At 69.6% G+C, this 17,751-nt stretch carries 10 protein-coding genes and 2 pseudogenes; 9 read left to right on the top strand and 3 right to left on the bottom strand.

The features are described 5' to 3' along the window. Positions 1–143: 143 nt before the first annotated feature. The 9 genes and pseudogenes from FL311_RS45975 to FL311_RS29310 all read left to right on the top strand — a co-directional run bounded on the left by FL311_RS45975 (position 144) and on the right by FL311_RS29310 (position 13,000). Positions 144–365 (top strand): AHH domain-containing protein, encoded by a 222-nt coding sequence (locus FL311_RS45975; RefSeq protein ID WP_255510371.1) that lies wholly within the window; start codon positions 144–146, stop codon positions 363–365. Between the two features lie 279 nt (positions 366–644). Continuing rightward, complete coding sequence (locus FL311_RS29275; protein WP_368668596.1) at positions 645–1,631, top strand: DUF1629 domain-containing protein; 987 nt, start codon at positions 645–647, stop codon at positions 1,629–1,631. Between the two features lie 149 nt (positions 1,632–1,780). Next, positions 1,781–1,953: pseudogene (locus FL311_RS45430) on the top strand (transposase); the annotation flags it as partial. A 752-nt stretch (positions 1,954–2,705) separates the two neighbouring features. Further along, positions 2,706–3,863 (top strand): HlyD family secretion protein, encoded by a 1,158-nt coding sequence (locus FL311_RS29285; protein ID WP_223747486.1) that lies wholly within the window; start codon positions 2,706–2,708, stop codon positions 3,861–3,863. Between the two features lie 2 nt (positions 3,864–3,865). After that, on the top strand, positions 3,866–6,625 hold the full coding sequence (locus FL311_RS29290; protein ID WP_141330208.1) for an ATP-binding cassette domain-containing protein: 2,760 nt from the start codon (positions 3,866–3,868) through the stop codon (positions 6,623–6,625). Further along, a complete protein-coding gene (locus FL311_RS29295) occupies positions 6,622–8,733 on the top strand; it encodes an ABC transporter ATP-binding protein (RefSeq protein ID WP_141330210.1) in 2,112 nt (703 codons plus the stop codon). The genes FL311_RS29290 and FL311_RS29295 overlap by 4 nt, the downstream gene beginning before the upstream one ends. Then, positions 8,730–10,223 carry a TolC family protein gene (locus FL311_RS29300; RefSeq protein WP_141330212.1) on the top strand — a complete coding sequence of 498 codons (1,494 nt, stop codon included), beginning with the start codon at positions 8,730–8,732 and terminating at the stop codon, positions 10,221–10,223. Before FL311_RS29295 ends, FL311_RS29300 begins: the two co-directional genes overlap by 4 nt. A gap of 6 nt (positions 10,224–10,229) precedes the next feature. Beyond that, entirely contained in the window at positions 10,230–11,978 is a 1,749-nt protein-coding gene (locus FL311_RS29305) for a hypothetical protein (protein ID WP_141330214.1), read from the top strand. Between the two features lie 8 nt (positions 11,979–11,986). Continuing rightward, positions 11,987–13,000 carry a phosphotransferase enzyme family protein gene (locus tag FL311_RS29310; RefSeq protein ID WP_141330216.1) on the top strand — a complete coding sequence of 338 codons (1,014 nt, stop codon included), beginning with the start codon at positions 11,987–11,989 and terminating at the stop codon, positions 12,998–13,000. A gap of 51 nt (positions 13,001–13,051) precedes the next feature. Here FL311_RS29310 and asnB read toward each other — a convergent pair whose 3' ends face one another. From asnB to FL311_RS44295, 3 genes and pseudogenes are all read right to left on the bottom strand, one after another. After that, positions 13,052–14,809, bottom strand: a complete 1,758-nt coding sequence (gene asnB, locus FL311_RS29315) for an asparagine synthase (glutamine-hydrolyzing) (RefSeq protein WP_141330218.1) — start codon at positions 14,807–14,809, stop codon at positions 13,052–13,054. Between the two features lie 16 nt (positions 14,810–14,825). Next, the gene (locus FL311_RS29320) at positions 14,826–16,808 is read right to left on the bottom strand and encodes a glycosyltransferase (RefSeq protein ID WP_141330220.1); all 1,983 of its coding nucleotides are present in this window, start codon (positions 16,806–16,808) and stop codon (positions 14,826–14,828) included. A gap of 30 nt (positions 16,809–16,838) precedes the next feature. After that, positions 16,839–17,751: pseudogene (locus tag FL311_RS44295) on the bottom strand (hypothetical protein); the annotation flags it as partial.

Raw genomic sequence — 17,751 nt, forward strand, 5'->3', positions numbered from 1 at the left:
ACTCCGCCAGACGGCGAACGGTGACGTCTCCCTCTGGGCGGAAGCTCGCGCCCCTCGCCGCTGAGTCCCGCGCCGCCCCTTTCACGATTCTCCTCGACGCGCCAGACGGGGCCCGGCGAGGAGTTACCTTCAATCGAGCGGGCATGTCACTCGATGACGCGGCCAACAAGGTTCGCGTGCCGGGCCACAAAGGGCCTCACCCGCAGAAGTATCATGAAGAGATATACGAGCGGCTGGAGGATGCAATGGAGGGCTGTCGCAGCATCCAGCAATGCAGAGAGGCGCTCGTTGGAGAACTTCGGGTTCTGGCCAAGGAGATCACCAAATCTGGCTCCCGGCTCAATGCTCTGGTCACTCGAAACTGACGCAAAGGAGGAGTCATGACGATGAGATACTTCAAACTCTCCGATGACATGAGCCTCCAAGGGCGCTGGTTGCTGGGAGACCCCACAGATTCGCAGGGCCAGGAAGTTGATGACCCCTGGCAGTTCAAGGCTGGCTGCCCCGTCCAGATTGAAACGCGACTCAAGATCCCCATCGACCATCCCGGGAGCCCTCTCGATTATTCCCTGGCGGGTGTTGGTAACACTCCTATCGTTCACAAGTGGGTTGCGAACATCTTCGCGGAGCTGGCGCCTGACGACGTGCAGCTCCTTCCGGTTGACGTCGACGGACAGTCCGAGCCGTACTGCATTCTCGTTGCTACTCGGCTCATCCGGTGCATCGACGACAACGCTTCGGAGGAGGTGCGGTACTGGAAGCCGGAGGATGGACGCCCGGAGAAGGTCGGGAAATACCGCGGTGTGTCGGGCATGCGAATCGACCCGACGAAGGTAGGCGGCACCAAGGTGTTCCGGACCTGGGGATGGACCATCGCGCTCATCGTGTCTGAGGATGTCAAGGATGCGCTGGAACGCGCGCGCGTCATTGGGGCGAAGTTCGAGGAGGTCACAGGCCCGAGCGCCATCAGTCCGGAGGCGCGCGACCTCAACCGGAAGCTCCTGGCGCTTCGGGATGAGACGGACGTGGCCCGCGAAGCCTTCTGGCGCACCCTGGGAAAGCTGGACGACGAGGTCATCATCCCCATCGTCGTTGGTGGCAACTGGCCCGCCCGGCGCCAGGTCTGGCGTGTCATCCACCGCCCCGAGGGGCGGACTCTGCTGGTGACGGACGGGCTGTCAGACTTCTTTGTGGACCGAGCGGAGCCGTCTGTGGGCTTCGGCCTGGAGCTTGCCCTGGAGACGGACGAGCCCCTCGGAGACGTCGAGAAGAGCTGGCCCGTGCTGCTCCTGGAGCGGGTGGGGAACGAACTCGCGGGACACGAGAGCGTGCGCGAGAAGGTGAAGGCGGGCTTCCTTTCCATGGAGGTCGCTGGCCAGGGCGTACCCGAGCCGCTGCTGACGAAGGAGGGCAGGGTGGGGGTGCTGCTGGGCATGGCGCCGAGCACGCTTCCAGCCCGCTTCACCATGCCGGCCGGAGAGGTGCGGCTGGTCACCGTCAAGGTGCTGATGCCCGTGGAACTGGCGTACCTGCTGGAGCACGGGAATCGCGGCCGGGACGAGCTGATGCAGCGCTTCGCTCAAGAAGGGCAGGAGCATCTGTCTCGCACCTGGCGCCAGCCCGTGGTGTGACTGCCACATGGAGGGATAAGGTGCGTCATGGAGTTCAACACCGGCCAGCGCCAATGTTCGGGAGCTGGCCAGTGTCATTACGGAGAAGTTGGAGCGGGAGGAACATGCGCAGCCTCTCCACCTGCTGACTCGGTTACTGCGGGATTGGGCAGAACGTCTCCGCCCTGGTGGCCTACGGCGTGGGAGAGGATGTGGGCACCGGCACCTGTTGTCCGTGACTCTGGGCGGCAGCGAGTCGCAGGACTCGTGGCTGGAACTACTGCGCCAACTGCTGGAGCGGGGGCTGACGGGCATGAGGCTCGTCATCGCCGACGGGCACGCACCTGGGCGCGACCCAGCGACTCCAGGCTCGGGGCGACGGCTCCGACGGCCGCGTGGATCCGGTGACGGCGAAGAAGTTCCACGAGGGCGTCAAGGTGCCCCGAGAACGCCCCGCAGCATTGCTTGAGAGGGTTGGCCGTACTTCTCGGGTAGGCCTCTGCACCCGCGCCCGCCTTCACACGCCAGAACTGGGCGCGAAACCAGCTCAATCAGGCCGATTTGCTCATCAATGCTGGTGCGACACACGGTGAAGCAGAGATACATGACGGGCGAGCCTGTCCGACTTGCAAGGTTGGGATTGAGGTGGCGCCCGACTTGAAGACGTCGCCAGAAATAAAAAAAGAGGAGCTGATGGAATAATCCCCATCAACTCCTCTCGGACGATCTTGAAATGAGGTACGACCCGCCGAGACATCCGGCGTCAAGACAACTCACTACTTAGCGAGCCTTGGGGCCGCCGCGGACGTGGATCTTGATCTTCATGTGTGCCTCCTTTCAAGACGAACGCTAAGTGTAATCGAGTCTGGATGTCAAATCGAACAAGCGATCAATGTGCGACGCATTGCGGCGATGTGAACGAGCGTCCGTGTCGCAGCGAGGTGCCTGTATTGAGTCAGAGGGAGAGTGCATCATCCTGCGGCGGCCGAGGTGTTGACACGGTGCGACCATTAAGGCGACTTTCGTTCACGGACCATGGCATATCCCTTCGAGCGGACCCTTCGTTCCCTGAACTACGAGTCGGACACGCGCCTCGTGTTCGTCGCTCTGATGGTCTTGTGTGCTGGCGGGCTCGTCGCCTGGTCGTTGTTCGCCAAGGTCCCGCTCGTCAAGGCCAGCTCACAGGCGCGGATCGAGCCCCATAACGCCGTCCATCGCATCGAGCCGCCCAGTGCGGGCAGGGTCGTGCGCTCGTTGCTCAAGCTCGACCAGACGGTCAAGGAAGGCGACCTGCTCATCGAGTTCGACGCACGGGCCGAACGCCTCGAGCTCGAGCGGAGCCAGGCGACGCTCGCCGCGACCGAGAAGGAACTCGCCATCATCCGCCAGCAGATCACCAACAAGCGCGACGAGGCGGCCCTGACGGCGGCGGTGGACGAGGTGGCCATCAAGGAGGCGCTGGAGCGGGAGCAGGAGCTCGCGCCCAGGCACCGGCTCGCGGTGGAGCGCGCGGAGCTGGCCCTCAAGAGCCCGACGGGCGCGGTCTCCGAGATGGAGAAGCTCGAGCGCACGACCGATGTCGACGCGCTCCGCTCCGCGAAGGCGGCGCAGAGCCTGGCGCTCACCCGACTGCGACGCGAGCAGAACGTGCGCCGTCAAGCCCTCGCCGCGCAGCTGCTGGAACTCGAGCGGGAGGCGCTGGGCGCCGAGGGGCGCATCCGGGAGCTTCAGGGCGCCATCGACCGCCTCGAGTACCAGATTGACCGGAAGCTGTACCGGGCGCCGGCCACGGGCCACCTGGTCGACGTGGCGGAGCTCGGCTCGGGAGCATTCATCGCCGACGGGCAGCGGGTCGGCACCATCGTCGCGAGCGACGCCGAGGTGCGCGTGCGCGCCCGCTTCCCGAAGGAGGTCGTCGGGTTGATCGAGCCCGGTCAGGCCGCGCGACTCAAGCTCGACGGCTACCCGATGACCATCTACGGGACGGTCCCCGCCAGGGTGACGGCCGTCGGGACCGAGCCCGGCCAGACCGCCACGCCCGAGGCCATCCCGGGCACGGTGCGCGTCGAGCTCAAGTTCGCGCCGCCGGAGGACCCCCGCATCCAGCTTCGCCACGGCATGACCCTGTCGGTGGAGGTCGAGGTCGCGCGGGCGTCGCCCGTCGCGCTGCTGATGCGGGCGGTCGGCGAATGGAATCCGCAGCCCGATGAGCCGCCCGTGACCGTGTTTCGGCCCGAAGCCGAGGCCCGCTGACCATGACTCCTCCCAGGCGTCGGTCCTCAATCATTCCCGAGGTGATCCAGATCTCGGCGACGGATTGCGGCCCTGCTTCACTCAAGAGCCTGTTCGCGGGGATGGGCGCCGAGCTCAACTATCGCGTCCTCCGCGAGGTGTGTCAGACGGACGTCGACGGCACCTCGATCGTCACCTTGGATGAGGTCGCCAACCAGCTCGGGCTCGACTCCGAGCAGGTGATGCTCCCGCTGGACCACGTGGTGGTCCCCGAAGCCAAGGCGCTTCCCGCCATCATCGTCACGCTCAGCGCGGGAGGGCGGCCGCACTTCGTGGTGCTGTGGAATCGCATCGGCCCGTTCATCCAGGTCATGGACCCGGCGGCGGGCCGCCACTGGACCCGGATCTCGACGCTGCTGAGCCACCTGTACCAGCACACCACCTCCGTCCCGGCGGACGGCTGGCGCGAGTGGGCCGGGTCCGAGGAGGCGGTCGCCACGTTCGAGCGCCGCCTGCTGGACCTGGGGGCGACGCAGGCGCGGGCGCTGGTGGCCCAGGCGCTCGAGGACCCCGGGTACCTGTCGATCGCCAGGCTCGACGCCGCGTGCCGGGCGTCCGAGGCGATGATTCGCGCGGGCGCCGTCCGGAGAGGCCGGACGGCGGCCAGTCTGCTGCAATCCATGGTCGCGAAGGACGCCTCCGGCGAGGTGCCCATTCCCGCGACCTATTGGTCCGTTCGCCCCAACCCCGAGGTGGACGGCGAGCTGTCGATGACCGGCGCGGTGCTGATGCGCATTCGCGGCTGGCGCGAGGCTCCGCGCGAGGGCGAGGACGCGCCCAGGGCGGTGCTCGCGAGCGACCTGGCGACGGAGCTCGTCGCCAAGCAGGTGAGCCCCGCGCGGACGCTGCTGCGCCTTCGAGGCCAGGATTCGTGGCTCGTTCCGGGCCTGATTGTGATGGGGCTGGTGTTCGCCACCTTCGGGCGGCTCCTACAAGCGCTGATGCTGCGTGGCGTGCTCGACCTGGGGCGCGACCTGGGCACGTTCGCGCAGCGGGCGACGGGCATGGCCGTGCTCGCGGGCGTCGCGCTCTGCTTCATGCTCATCCAGATCCCCATCTCCTTGGGGCTGCTCGGCATCGGCCGCCGGCTGGAGGTGCGGCTGCGCAAGGCGTACTTCGAGAAGCTCCCGGAGATGGAGGACCGCTATTTCCAGAGCCGGCTCGCCTCCGACATGGCGTCGCGAACGCACAACATCCAGGCGATGCGCTCGCTGCCGCTCCTGCTCTCGCAGGCCTTGATCCTGTCGCTCGAGGTCGTGAGCATCACCGTCGCGCTCATCTGGGCCGCGCCGTACGCATGGCACATCGTGCTCGCGCTCGCGGCGGTCACGCTGCTGGTGCCCCTGATTGCCCAGAAGCTGCTCTTCGAGCCCGACCTGCGCGTGCAGATGCACTCGGGCGCGCTCAGCGGCTTCACCCTGAACGCGCTCGTCGGGCTCACGCCGATCCGCATCCACGGCGCCGAGCGGTCGCTGCGCCGCGCGCAGGAGACCTTGCTCGTCAGCTGGACCAAGGCGCGCTACTGGCTCCAGACGCTGTCGGTCGGGTTCGAGGGCGTGCTGATGCTGGTGAGCTACGGCCTGGTCATGCTGCTCGTCTATTCGTACCTCGCGGGCACGAGCCGGGCTTCGCTGGTGTTGCTGGTCGTCTACTGGGCGCTGCGCTTCCCCATCCTCGGCCAGCGGCTGATGGTGCTGAGCCGCGCGTTCCCGAACGCGATGAACCGGGTCCGCCGGCTCCTCGACGTCATCGGCGACATCAAGGAGCCGCAGGCCCGGCCCGAGGCGCCAGTGCAGGCGCCCGTCGCGCCCGCGGCCTCGGCCGACGCGAGCGGCGTTTCCATCGTGATGGAGAAGGTCCGCGTGAAGGGCGGCGGTCACACCATCCTCGACAAGGTCTCCTTGAACATCGCCCCCGGCGAGCACGTGGCCGTGGTGGGGGTCTCCGGAGCGGGCAAGTCGACGCTGGTCGGCCTCCTGCTCGGCTGGCTCCGGCCGGCGCGTGGTGAGATCCGGGTCGACGGGCAGGTGCTCGACCAGGCCGCCATCGAGCGGCTGCGGCGCACCACGGCCTGGGTGGACCCGGCGATCAGTCTCTGGAACCAGAGCCTCCTCGACAACCTCCGGTACGGCAACGACGGCGCGCACGGCTGGGCCCTGTCGGGGGCGCTCAAGGGCGCGGAGATGCTCGACATCCTCGAGGCGCTTCCAGACGGGCTGCAGACGTCGTTGGGCGAGGGCGGAGGGCTGGTCTCCGGTGGCCAGGGTCAGCGCGTGCGCCTGGCGCGCGCGATGCTTCGCTCCGGCGTGCGTCTGGCCATCCTCGACGAGCCCTTTCGTGGTCTCGATCGCGACCGGCGCGCGCGGCTGCTCGCCGAGTCCCGGCGGCTCTGGAAGGACATCACGCTGCTCTGTGTCACCCACGACGTCGAGCACACCCAGGAGTTCGATCGCGTGCTCGTGGTCGAGAACGGCCGGATCCTCGAGAACGGGTCGCCGAAGGAGCTGCTCGCGAACCAGGAGTCGCGGTACGCGGTGCTCCTTCGCGCCGACCAGGAGAATCGCACCCTGCTGTGGGGCGGCGGGCGCTGGCGCCATTGGTGGCTGTCGGGCGGCCAACTGGTGGAGAGGCCGGCGCCGAACCCGGCGGAGACGCCAACGCCAAAGCCGGTGGAGACGCCTGCCGCGAAGCCTGGCTCGGGCGGGTTGGAGCTGGTGGGATGACGCGCGCGAACTCCGACCTGTTGTGGCCGGTCGAGCGACTGCCGGACGCGCTGGAGCAGCTGGCGCAGCGGCAAGGCTATGGCAGGGCCGGGGGCGAGATATCGCCGCCCGCGGCGGCCGTCGAGCCGAGCCGGGTCTGGATGTTCGCGCTCGGAGACCGGCTCGGCGTGGAGCTCGAGCCGATCACGCCGCTCTACCATGAGCTGCCCGACGTCCTCGCGCGCGCCGCGCCCTGCATCCTCCAGGTCCGGCGAGACGGCGTCCCGTCCTATCTGGTGCTGCTGGGGACACGGCGCGGGAAGCTGCGCCTGCTCGCGTGCGACGGCACCGCCGTCCTGGTCCCGAAGAAGAGCGCGCTCGCGCTCCTGCGCGAGGAGCAGGAGGCCACCGCCGCGGAGGTCGACCAGCTGCTCGGCGGCGTGGAGATGTCGCCCCGCGCGCGCGAGCACGCCCGCTCACAGATGCTGCTGCAGCGGCTCGGCCAGGCGCAGCTGCGCACCGGCTGGATCATGCGCCCCCGGCGCACCGCGAGCCGGCGGACGCTGCTCGGCGACATCCCGTCGCTCATCGCCGGCATCCTCGTGAGCCACACGCTGCTCTCGCTGGTGCTGGCCTTCTCGTTCTGGCTGCTCGGCCGGGCCGCGCTCCAGGCCCACCTGGAGACCGGCTGGTTCCTGGGGTGGATCGCCGTCATCGCGTGCGCGATTCCGCTGCGCATGCTCGAGGTGTGGTGGCAGGGCGTGTTCTCCATCCGGCTCGGGACGCTGCTCAAGCAGCAGCTCCTCACGGGAACCCTCAAGCTGACCCCCGACGAGGTGCGGCTGGACGGCATCGGCCGTCATTTCGGCCGCGTCGCCGAGTCCGAGGTCGTCGAGCAGCTCGCGGTCGGCGGCGCCCTGCTCGCGGTGTTGTCGCTCGTCGACCTGGTCCTGGCGGGGGGCATCCTCGTGCTCGGGGCGGGAGGGTGGCCCCAGGCGCTGGTGCTCGTCCTGTGGGTCGTGGTCGCGTTCGTCCTCGCGCGCCGTCACTACGGCGTCCAGCGGGCGTGGTCGAGCGCGCGCGTCGAGATCACCCACGACCTGCTCGAGCGCATGCTCGGCCATCGCACGCGGCTGGCGCAGCTCCCCCTCGAGCGCTGGCACGATGGCGAAGACATCCGCTTGAGCGCCTACTCCGAGGTCTCGAAGGTCATGGACCGCCGGACCATGCAGCTGACCGCGCTGCTGCGCGACGGCTGGTTGGTGCTCGCCCTGCTGACCTTGCTGCCGGCGTTCAGCACCGGGACGGCCAATGCCAGCGCGCTGGCGGTGTCCGTGGGCGGCATCCTGCTCGCGCTGCGGGCCTTCGACGAGGTCGCCGTCTACTTCCAGCAGGTCTCCCAGGCGGCGGTGTCGTTCGAGCAGATCCGCGACCTGCTGGCCGCGGTGGGCCGCCCCGAGCTCGAATCGAAGGTCCCCCTCGAGATGGAGGGAGGCAAGCCCACGGACGCCGACAGTGGGACGCTCATCGAGGCGCGGGGCCTGACCTTCCGGCACGACGCGCGCACCCGGCCGGTCATCGAGAACTGCTCGTTCCAGATCGCGAAGGACGACCGCATCCTGCTGGAGGGCCCATCTGGCGGTGGCAAGTCGACGCTGGTGTCGCTGCTCACGGGCCTGCGCTCGCCGCAGGGCGGTGTGATGCTGCTGCACGCGCTGGACCGCGCGACGTTCGGCGCCTCGGGCTGGCGCAAGCGTGTCACCGCCGCGCCGCAGTTCCACGAGAACCACGTCCTGTCCGGCAGCTTCGCGTACAACCTCCTGCTCGGGCGCGAGTGGCCGACGTCGCCCGAGCTGCGGGCCAAGGCCGCCGCGCTGTGCAAGGAGCTCGGGCTGGACGAGCTGATCGCCAAGATGCCCGCCGGCCTGGAGGAGATGATCGGCGAGACCGGCTGGCAGCTCTCGCATGGCGAGAAGAGCCGGCTCTACATCGCGCGCACGCTCTTGCAGGGGGTCGAGCTGGTCATCCTCGACGAGAGCTTCGCCTCACTTGATCCGGAGACCATGAGGGTCGCGCAGCGCTGCGTCCTCAACCACGCGAAAGCCCTCGTGGTCGTCAGCCACCCATGAGACTTCGACTCCCGCTCGCCCTCCTCGCGACGACCTTCTCCGGTTGTGGGCTGGTCCGTCCCGTCGTCGTCACTCCGCCACCGGCGCCGAGCAGCTACTCGACCGCCATCGAGCCGCGCGCCGAGCCGCCCGCACCATCCACCGCACCCGAGGGCGGGGCTCCAGACCCGCGGCCGTCGAAGGAGGGTGGGCCCGCGCGGCCCGCCGAGCACGTCACCCAGGACGAGGTCTGGTGGTCGGCGTTCGCCGACCCGGCGCTCGACGCGGCCATCCAGGAGTGCTTCGGCAACAGCCTGGTCCTGCACGACGTGCGGGATCTCATCTACGAGAACCAGCTCGACCCCAACGTGCCGCAAGGTTGGTGGTACCCGCTCCAGGTCGGCATCCTCAACCCGGCGGGGCTGAGTCAGGTCGTCGCCATCGTCCCGCCCGCGCCGGCGACCCAGGCCCGGTACAGCATCGCCACCGCGGATGTCGGTCTGACCTACCAGATCGACCTGTTCGGCAACCTCGCCGCGCAGCGGAGCGCGGGCTTGAACTTCGCCGAGCAGCAGCGGCAGCTCACCGAGGCCCGCGTCCAGGACCTCGCGCAGCGCATCGCCCAGGTCTGGTTCGACATCCTCGAGGCCCGCGCGCTCAAGGACCTCACTCAGCGGCAGATCGACTACAACAAAGAGCTGCTCCGCCTGATTCAAGCGCGGTTCGAGCAGCACCTCACGCCCCGGCTCGCGGTGCTGCAGCAGGAGCAGCTGCTCTTGAACCTCGAGGCGCAGGTGCCGCTCATCTCCGCCCGGAACGCGCTTCTGAACTCGGAGCTGAAGGCGCTGCTGGGCCGGGTCCCCAGTCCCGCGGACGACATCGTTCCCCTCGAGCGACAGCTTCCAGATCTCCCGCCTTCGCCCAACCTTGGAACGCCAGGAGACCTGAACGCGAACACACCGGAGATGCGGCTCCAGGAGCTGCGCGTCGCCGAGGTCGAGCACCGCATCAACGCGAACCGGGCGAGCTGGCTTCCGGTGATCCAGCTGGTGGGCAGCGTGGGCGCCGCGAAGGTTGGCCTCTCGGAGCCGGTCCTCCACCAGTCCGTCGTCGGCGTGAACCTGACCTGGGCGATGTTTGATGGCAGGCGCTTCACCGAGCACAAGCGACTGCCCATCCAGCTCCACCGTCGCCATGTCCAATACGAGCTCGCGCTGAACACGGCGATCGGCCGGGTGCAGGATGCCGTGGTCCAGGAGGAGACCGGGGCGACGAGCCTGCGCGCCCTGCGTGCGCAGGTCCTGCTGGGGCGGCAGCTCCTGGACGAGGCGAGGCGGCTCTTCGAGCAGGGGCGCTCGGACTACCTGACGGTGCTCTCCGCTCTGACGAACCTGGTCGGGCTCGAGCGCGCGAGCCTGCAAGCACAACGGCTGCTGCTCAACCATCGCGTCGCGGTCTATCGTTCGCTCGGCGGCACCTGGTCGCGCGACGTCACACTGAAGCGGGAGTGAGAAGCCATGGCACAGCTGCAAGCGGATGAGATGCTCTACATTCCCAATCGAAGGCGGCTCACGCACGACCGGCTCGACGCAGGTGATGGCCAGAAGGTCCTGCACCTCTTCTATGGCGAGGTGGAGCTCATCTTCGACGAGCCGGACATCGCGCCTTTGGGCGAGAAGCTGCTCCAGGTCGAGCAGTTCCAGGCCTCCGACGCCATGGCGTGGTCGGACGGCGCGCCCCATTCCTGGGAGAAGATCCGGGACCTGCTCGAGATGTTGATGGAGCAGCGGGTGTTGCGGCGGGTCTCGGATGGGCCCGCGAGCCGCGCCGCGGTGTCCTATCCCGAGCGGTTGGGGGAGGTGCCCGCCGGGCGTGAGCCGCTCACGTTCAGCGCCCACGACAATCGTTGCCCCGTGCTGACGGAACAGGCGTTCGGACGGGCCTTCGAGCTGTCGAACCTCGAGGTCGTCGTGCCGGTCTACCGCGTGGCGCATCCGGCGGTCGACGGTGATGGCCGGCAGGTGGGCGAGAACAACGTCACACCGCGCACGTTGTTCCTCGATCTCCCGACCGTGCGCAAGCAGTGCCACTACGCGGGGAGCCGCTATCAGAGCGAGCTCCCGATGAACGTGACGGCGATGAAGGCCATGGCGCGTCAGTGGCCGGAGCTGCTCTCGCTGACCGAGCAGTTCCGCCGGGCCTTCCTCGCGCGCATGCCGCCTCGGACCCCAGGCGTGCTCACCGCGGGCGAGCTCCACATGCAGGTCGTCTGCACGCTCGCGTCGGTGGGGTACGTGATGGTGCGGGGCGTCGATCCGGCGCGGAACGGCGAGCTCGACAGCGGACTGGCGGCCATGTTCCGGTTGATCGACGGCGTCCGCCTGGTCACCAATGATCTGGTGCGCGACGCCCCCGAGCAGCCCGTCACCGCGCAGACCATCGTGGACTACGCCGAGCGTCACGCGGTCTTCCATGGTCCGCACGGCGTGTGCGCCGGACCGCCGGCGCTGATCAACGAGTACATGCAGGTGTTGACCGGCCTGGCCCCGGCGCCCATCGATGTCCAGCCCGACATCGCGGCGCGCCTGGGCGATCTCGACGCCGCGCTCGATTACGGTCTGCTCGGGCAGCGCGTCGAGGCGGTGGTCCGCTTCCTCGGGGCGAGCCAGGGGCTGCTCCACGAGCGGCTCCGGGCGGCGTTCGCGGGGCACCTCCCGCGCACCGCGCTGCAGGAGTTCGTGGAGGCGCCCATCGACGTCGCGCGCTACCCGCTGCTCCGGGACGATTTCCCGCTCGCCGAGACCTACCAGCGAGAGCTCAATCTCAGCCGCTGGTTGTTCGCGCGCATCGGCGAGGCCCTGCCGGGCACGCCCCAGGGTGCCTCGCTGGACGCGCTGGCGAAGCTGGACCCCGCCGAGCAGGCCACGAGCCAGCGGCGACTGGCCGAGTTCTTCGCGCATGGGCTGCCGGCGGACAAGGTCGTGGCGGAGCCGCTCCGCGGTGAGCTCGCGGGAGTCGTCGCCAGCGCGTTCGCCCTGGAGCGTCGGTGCCTGGGCGTCGTCGAGCGCGAGCAGGGGATGCTGAACCAGCGGCTCCGGCGCTCGGACCACCCGCTGACCGGCGCGGACCTGGCCGCGTTCACGCGGCCGCGCAATGGCCCCCCGTTGGCGGAGACCCTCGCGCGCGGCCTGGGCATCTCGGTCACCAGCCACGCTGCCTCGACCGTGCTGAGTCACGGTGAGAGCAGCCTCACGTTGAAGGAGTAGAGGGTTCGATGCATCCAGAGCTCGTCCGCCGCTTCCATGAACCGATTCGCGATGAGGCCGCGCGCCGGTACGGCCTGTCGCCCGAGCAGCTCACCGAGCTCACGGCCTTCGAGAACTTCGTCTACGAGGCGGAGAACGAAGACGGCGAGGGCTTGATCCTGCGCATCTCGCACAGCACGCGGCGAACCCTCGACTACACGCTGGGGGAGGTCGAGTTCGTTCGCTACCTGGCCGCCGCGCGCATCCCCATCGCCTCGCCGGTCCTCTCCGAGTCGGGGCAGTTCGTGGAGCGCATCGAGGACCGCGAGCCCGGCAGCTACTTCGTCGCCACCGCGTTCGAGCGCGCGCCGGGCATCGTCTTCGACGACGCGCCTCCGCTCAAGGAGCGCTACTGGAAGCCCCCCCTGTTCCGCGACCTGGGCCGGCTGTTCGCGCGGCTCCACAACCGCGCCCAGACCTACGCGCCCTCGAACCCCCGGCTCAAGCGCCAGGAGTGGCATGAGTACGACGTGGTCGACATCGACCGGTTCGCGCCCCCCGAGGAGAAGCTCGTCCGCGAGCGCACCGCGGCGATCATCGCGCGACTGAACCAGCTGCCGCGAACACCGGAGAGCTATGGGCTGATCCACGCCGATCTCCACATGCACAACTTCTGCTTCGCCGAAGGGAAGATCACCGCGTTCGACTTCGACAACTGCGAGTACGCGTGGTTCGTCAAGGACATCGCGGTCCTGCTCTTCTACATCGCGCGAGGCGAGGAGCGGGATGCGCGCGACGCGGCGGTCACCGCGTTCCTGGGGCCTTTCCTCGAAGGGTATCGGGAGCACCGCCGGATGGACGCCGAGTGGCTCGCGGCCGTGCCGGACCTGCTCGCGCTCCAGCGCTCGATGAACTACGCGCTGTTCCACCAGTATCGCGACCCGGCCGTGCTCGACGAGAGCACGCTCGACCGGTGGGGGCGGTTCAAGCGCGACATCGAAGCGGACACCCCCGTCCTGCAGATTGACTTCACGCGCTTCTAGCGTGAGGGAGGGGGCCCCTGTCGAGAGCGTGCCGCGCGAGGCGCGCGCGCTTCAGCCAGCGGCCCGCGCGAGCGCCGCGAGGAGCTCTTCGCGGTACGCGCCATAGAGGTCCTCCGTGCGGAAGCCCTCGGGCAGCCTGCCTCCTCGTCCGACGAAGAGGAGGATGAACAGGTCGAGCCGCAGCAGGTCGATGGGACGGGCGCAGTAATGGCCGAAGGGATGTCCCTCGTGGTGCTCCGCCGGAACGAGCGTCTCCGCGAGCCGCTTGAGCTGCTCGGAGGCACCCGCCACCGCGGAGGGCGCCGCGAGCTTCGGACGCTGGATGATGTGCTCGGCGATGGACGCGGGCAGCACGCGTCGGGCGACCTCGCGCAGCAGCACCTTCCGGGTCTCTCCTCGCAGGCGCCAGGACCACGGCAGCGCGAGGGCCAGGTCGCGAACCCGGGTGTCCAGGAACGGCACCCGCACCTCCAGGCCATGCGCCATGGAGCCGTGGTCCCAGACCCGCAGGTGGGAGTAGCGCAGCGGGCTGTCGAGGAAGAAGCGGTGGACGGCCTCGCGCAACACCTGCGGCTCCCGCGTCGACAGGGTGGAGAGCACCGCCTTGGTCTCGCGGCACTCCTCCGGCGCCACCCGGCGGGTGCGGATGAGCCGGTTGTAGTTCTCCATCGAGGCGCGGACCCACGGCTCGGGGGAGGCATGGACGGCGTAGCCGGCGAACAGCTCGTCCGCGCCGTCGCCACAGAGCACCGTCTTGACGTGGCCTCGGATGTGCGGCGCCGCGCTCTCCACGAGGGAGGCCTCCATGGGCGCCTCCAAGGTGACGATGGTCTCGGGCAGCGCCCGCACCAGCCGCTCGGAAGAGAAGAGGTACTCGTGGTGCTCGGTGCCGAGCAGCGCCGCGAGCTCCCGGCTCGCTCGCACGTCGGGGTGGTCCACGGACTCCGCGGCGGTGAAGGTGTGGACCGGGGAAGCCCCCTGCGCGGTGAGCAGCGCGGTGAGCAGGGAGCTGTCGAGCCCGCCGGAGAGGAAGACCCCCACCGCGTGGTCCGCGACCCGCTGCCCCTCCACGGAGGCACGCAGTCGGGAGAGCAGCGCCTCCACGAGCGCCTCGGGCTCCGCGGGCAGCTCCACGGGCCGCGTCCCTCCGTGCCGGCCCTGCTCGAGCTGCAACACCCCCTCCGGACCGCGGCGCACCGTGAGGGTGCCCCCGGCGGGCAGCTCGCGGACCGCGTGGAAGAAGGTCTTGTCCCCGAGCACGTTGTGGAGCGTGGACCACTCGAAGAGCGAGGCGCGGTCCAGCTGGCGAGGCACCGCGGGCTCCTCCAGCAGGGCCTTCAACTCCGACGCGAAGATGAGCCGCCGTCCTCCATCCACCAGGGCGTAGAGGAGCGGCTTGATGCCGAACGCGTCCCGGGCCAGCCAGAGCTGCTCGCCATCCGTCGCCGCGAAGGCATACATGCCCTCCAGCTCCTCGACGCAGCGCAGCCCCTCGTGCTCGAAGGCGCGCAGCACCACCTCCGTGTCGCTGCGTCCCTCGAACCGGACGCCTCGCGCCTCCAGCCGGGAGCGCAGCGCCTGATGGTTGTAGAGCTCGCCGTTGTAGACGAGCACGGGCTGGCCCGTCCGCCCTCGCATGGGCTGGGAGCCCGTCTCGAAGTCGAGCAGGCTCAGCCGCGTGCTGGTCAGGCCCGCGTGGCCCAGCACGGCCGTGCCCGAGCCATCCGGCCCCCGGTGGACGAGGCGTTGCCTCATCCGCGAGAGCACGCGCTCGTCCACCCCTCCGAACATCCCCGCGATGCCGCACATGCCAGGTCGCTCGGGCTCAGGCGTGACTGAACGCCACGTTGATGGAGCTGTCCGGCGCCGAGAGGACGATGAGGCCCTTCTGATGGAAGAGCTGCAAGGCCTCGAGCAGGGGGCGCTCCAGCTCCTCCGCGGGGCGCCCTGTCCGCGCGGCTTCCGCGTCGAGGAGCGCCTGCGCCGTCTTCGTCCCGTCGCACCGCTCGAGCAGGCCCGCGGTCCAGGTGTTCACCCGGAAGTGGTGGCCGTTCATGTTGGGCTGCTTGTGGAAGACGACGATGCACGCGCCGGGGCCGGAGCCCTCCCTGCCGGGAGGGAGCCCGGGCGGCAGCACCTCGAACCGCTCGATGCGCAGCAGGTTGGAGCGCGTGGGCACCAGGCGGAGCATCGCCCGGATGGGCGCGTTCCGATTGTCGGCGCCCCACCGGTCCACGCGGTCGTAGAGGGGCAGGCGCTCCTCCTCGGCGCGGGTCGTCCCCAGCCAGACGAGGCGCTCGCAGTAGCGGGCGACGTCCCGCAGCCGCGCGTCCCCTTGTGTCTGGTGGTCCAGGACCCACTCGCAGAAGGCCGCGGCATCCTCGAAGCAGCCGGCCCCGGTACTCGGGTGCGCCGACACGAAGGACTCCACCGCGGCGCCGGCGCGCTCCCCGAGCGCCTCGAAGAGGGCGGGGACGAGGGTGCGCAGCGCCACCTCCCGTGTCTCGGGCAGTCCCCGGTCCGCGAGGGGCAGGGTGGAGGGACGACCGCCACGCCGCTCGAGGACGTCCTGGAAGATGGGCTCGTAGCCCCGGCCCGCCGGCTGCTCCTCACGACCGTCGACGAGCAGCTCCGCGCCCTTCTGGCCGATGCTTGCCGCCAGCGCCGCGTCGTCGATGACCAGGCGCAGGGCATTGGCCAGGTCCGCGTGCACCTTGGGGTCGGGGACGACCAGCGCGTTCTCCCCCGCGATGATGCGCTCGCGGAAGCGCTGCTTGCTGGCGATCTCCCCCGACAGGATGAGGCAGGTCCCGGAGGCGAGCACCTCGCGCGGGACGGTGGGCGCGTGGAAGGTGATGGGGAAGTCGCGCTCCAGGAAGCAGACCGCGCGGCAGGCGCGGATGAAGCGGCCGACCTTCCAGTGCGGCACGAAGGGCAGCACCCAGGTGCTGGCGGCCAGCCCCAGCTCCTCGAGCACCCGGAAGTAGGTGTCCATGTTGCGGCTGCGCGCCAGCGCGACGAGCTGGAAGCGGCGCCCCTCGGCCTTGAGCCGCGCGAGCGCGCGCAGCAGATCATACGAGCCCTTGGCGATGCCGAGCTTGCCGTACACGCCGATGATGGGGACGGCGGGGTCGATGGGGCGCGCGTTGGAGACCAGGTGCGGATGCTCGCGCTGCATGCGCGCCGCATGCAGGGGGATGTCCAGCGGGACCACCTGGGGGCTGAAGCACGAACGTGGCAGATGGGAGGGAGGGCCGCGGTAGAGCGCCTCGGGGCGAACACCCATGCCCAGATAGGGATAGGGGCTGCCCGAGCAGATGCCGTCGGCGCGGCGAAGGACCTCGCGGTAGGTGGTGGCCAGGCCCAGGTGGTTCATGAGGCGGCCGACGTCGCTGCCCGCGTTGCGCACCAGATAGGGCACGCCCGTCCAGGACGCCGCCAGGTGCGCCGCCACGCCGTAGGGCTCCAGGTAGTAGCTGTAGATGAGGTCGCAGCCATATCGACGGACCACCTCCGCCGCGCTGCCGGCCAGCTTGCCCGTGAAGGGATTCGACTGGGGGATGTGCGTGAGCGTCGGGGAGAGCGGCTCGGTGCCGTGGAGATGCACGCGGCCCTGCCCGAAGGCGGGCGCCAGCCACTCCCGGTCATCCTCGTCGAAGATGATGCGGTGCTCCGGCTCCACCTCGTCCGCGTTGGTGACGACGTGGACCTCGTGGCCCGCCTCGGCCAGTCCTCGTGCCATCCAATAGGACTGGGCGCTCACCCCGCCTTGGATCGGCGGGTACTTCATGACGGCACAGATGCGCAAGTGATGCTCCTGGTGGCGGGCGCCCGACCTTCACTGCTTCAGGCCCAAGTCCAGCATGACGGCGCCCAGGCGATGGAGGTCCCGGATGAGCTTGAGCCCCCCTGCCTCGGTCCGGTCCTTGTCCCCTGGCGAGCCCCGCGACGCGAGCCGCGCGAGCAGCTCCTCGGTGGTGCACTGGCCATCGCACAGCGAGAGCACGGTGGCCGTGCGCTCGTTGATGCCCAGGGGCTGCACGTTGCGCCAGCCTGGCGCCTTGAGGAAGAGGATGAGGGTGGGCGTGGCGGCGACGTCCTCCAGCGAGGCCCCGCCCGTCACCCGGCGGATGGCTTCGATGACGTCACACCCGAAGCGCTCCACCCGTGTGTGGGCACCCAGGTGGGGGCGCGCCGTGAGCAGCTCGGCGTCGGTGGGCTCCGGGCGCGCGTCGCGAGCGGCGCGGGCGGCCAGCGCGCTCTCCACCGGGGGCCGCGTGGAGTAGAGGCTCAGCTGGGCGCGCTCGAAGCGGGCGATGTCTCGCAGGTGCGGAAGCTGGAGCTCGCCGTCGGTGAACAGCTGCTCCACCAGGTCCAACAGCCAGAAGCCGTCGCGCACGGAGCGATTGGGATACTCCCGTGACTCGCGCGGCAGGTACGTGGCGACGAAGCGGGTGGTGAGGCCGTGCAGCAGCCGCTCCTTCTGGAGCAGCTTGAGCGTCGCTGGCGCGATCTTGGCCATCAGGGCGAAGCGCTTGGCGGCGACCTCGCGTCCGAACAGGTCGATGTGCGCCGGGCCCGCCTGGAGCAGGGCCTCGGTGGCGGGCGCGCTCAGCTCCAGCGAGGCACACGTCGCGGCCGGCGCCTCCAGGAAGCGCTGGCGCAGGCCCGGGTCCACGATGAGGCGGGCCAGCGCGGCCTGGAAGCGCGGCTCATCCACGGGCAGGGGCGTGGGGGAGGAAGCCAGGTCC

The sequence above is a fragment of the Myxococcus sp. AB025B genome, from assembly GCF_006518215.1.
In the GTDB taxonomy this organism is placed as follows: Bacteria; Myxococcota; Myxococcia; order Myxococcales; family Myxococcaceae; genus Myxococcus; species Myxococcus fulvus.

Coding starts and splice junctions, on each gene's coding strand:
- FL311_RS45975 (WP_255510371.1), top strand. CDS start 144: ATGTCACTCGATGACGCGGCCAACAAGGTTCGCGTGCCGGGCCACAAA.
- FL311_RS29290 (WP_141330208.1), top strand. CDS start 3,866: ATGACTCCTCCCAGGCGTCGGTCCTCAATCATTCCCGAGGTGATCCAG.
- FL311_RS29295 (WP_141330210.1), top strand. CDS start 6,622: ATGACGCGCGCGAACTCCGACCTGTTGTGGCCGGTCGAGCGACTGCCG.
- FL311_RS29300 (WP_141330212.1), top strand. CDS start 8,730: ATGAGACTTCGACTCCCGCTCGCCCTCCTCGCGACGACCTTCTCCGGT.
- FL311_RS29305 (WP_141330214.1), top strand. CDS start 10,230: ATGGCACAGCTGCAAGCGGATGAGATGCTCTACATTCCCAATCGAAGG.
- FL311_RS29310 (WP_141330216.1), top strand. CDS start 11,987: ATGCATCCAGAGCTCGTCCGCCGCTTCCATGAACCGATTCGCGATGAG.
- asnB (WP_141330218.1), bottom strand. CDS start 14,809: ATGTGCGGCATCGCGGGGATGTTCGGAGGGGTGGACGAGCGCGTGCTC.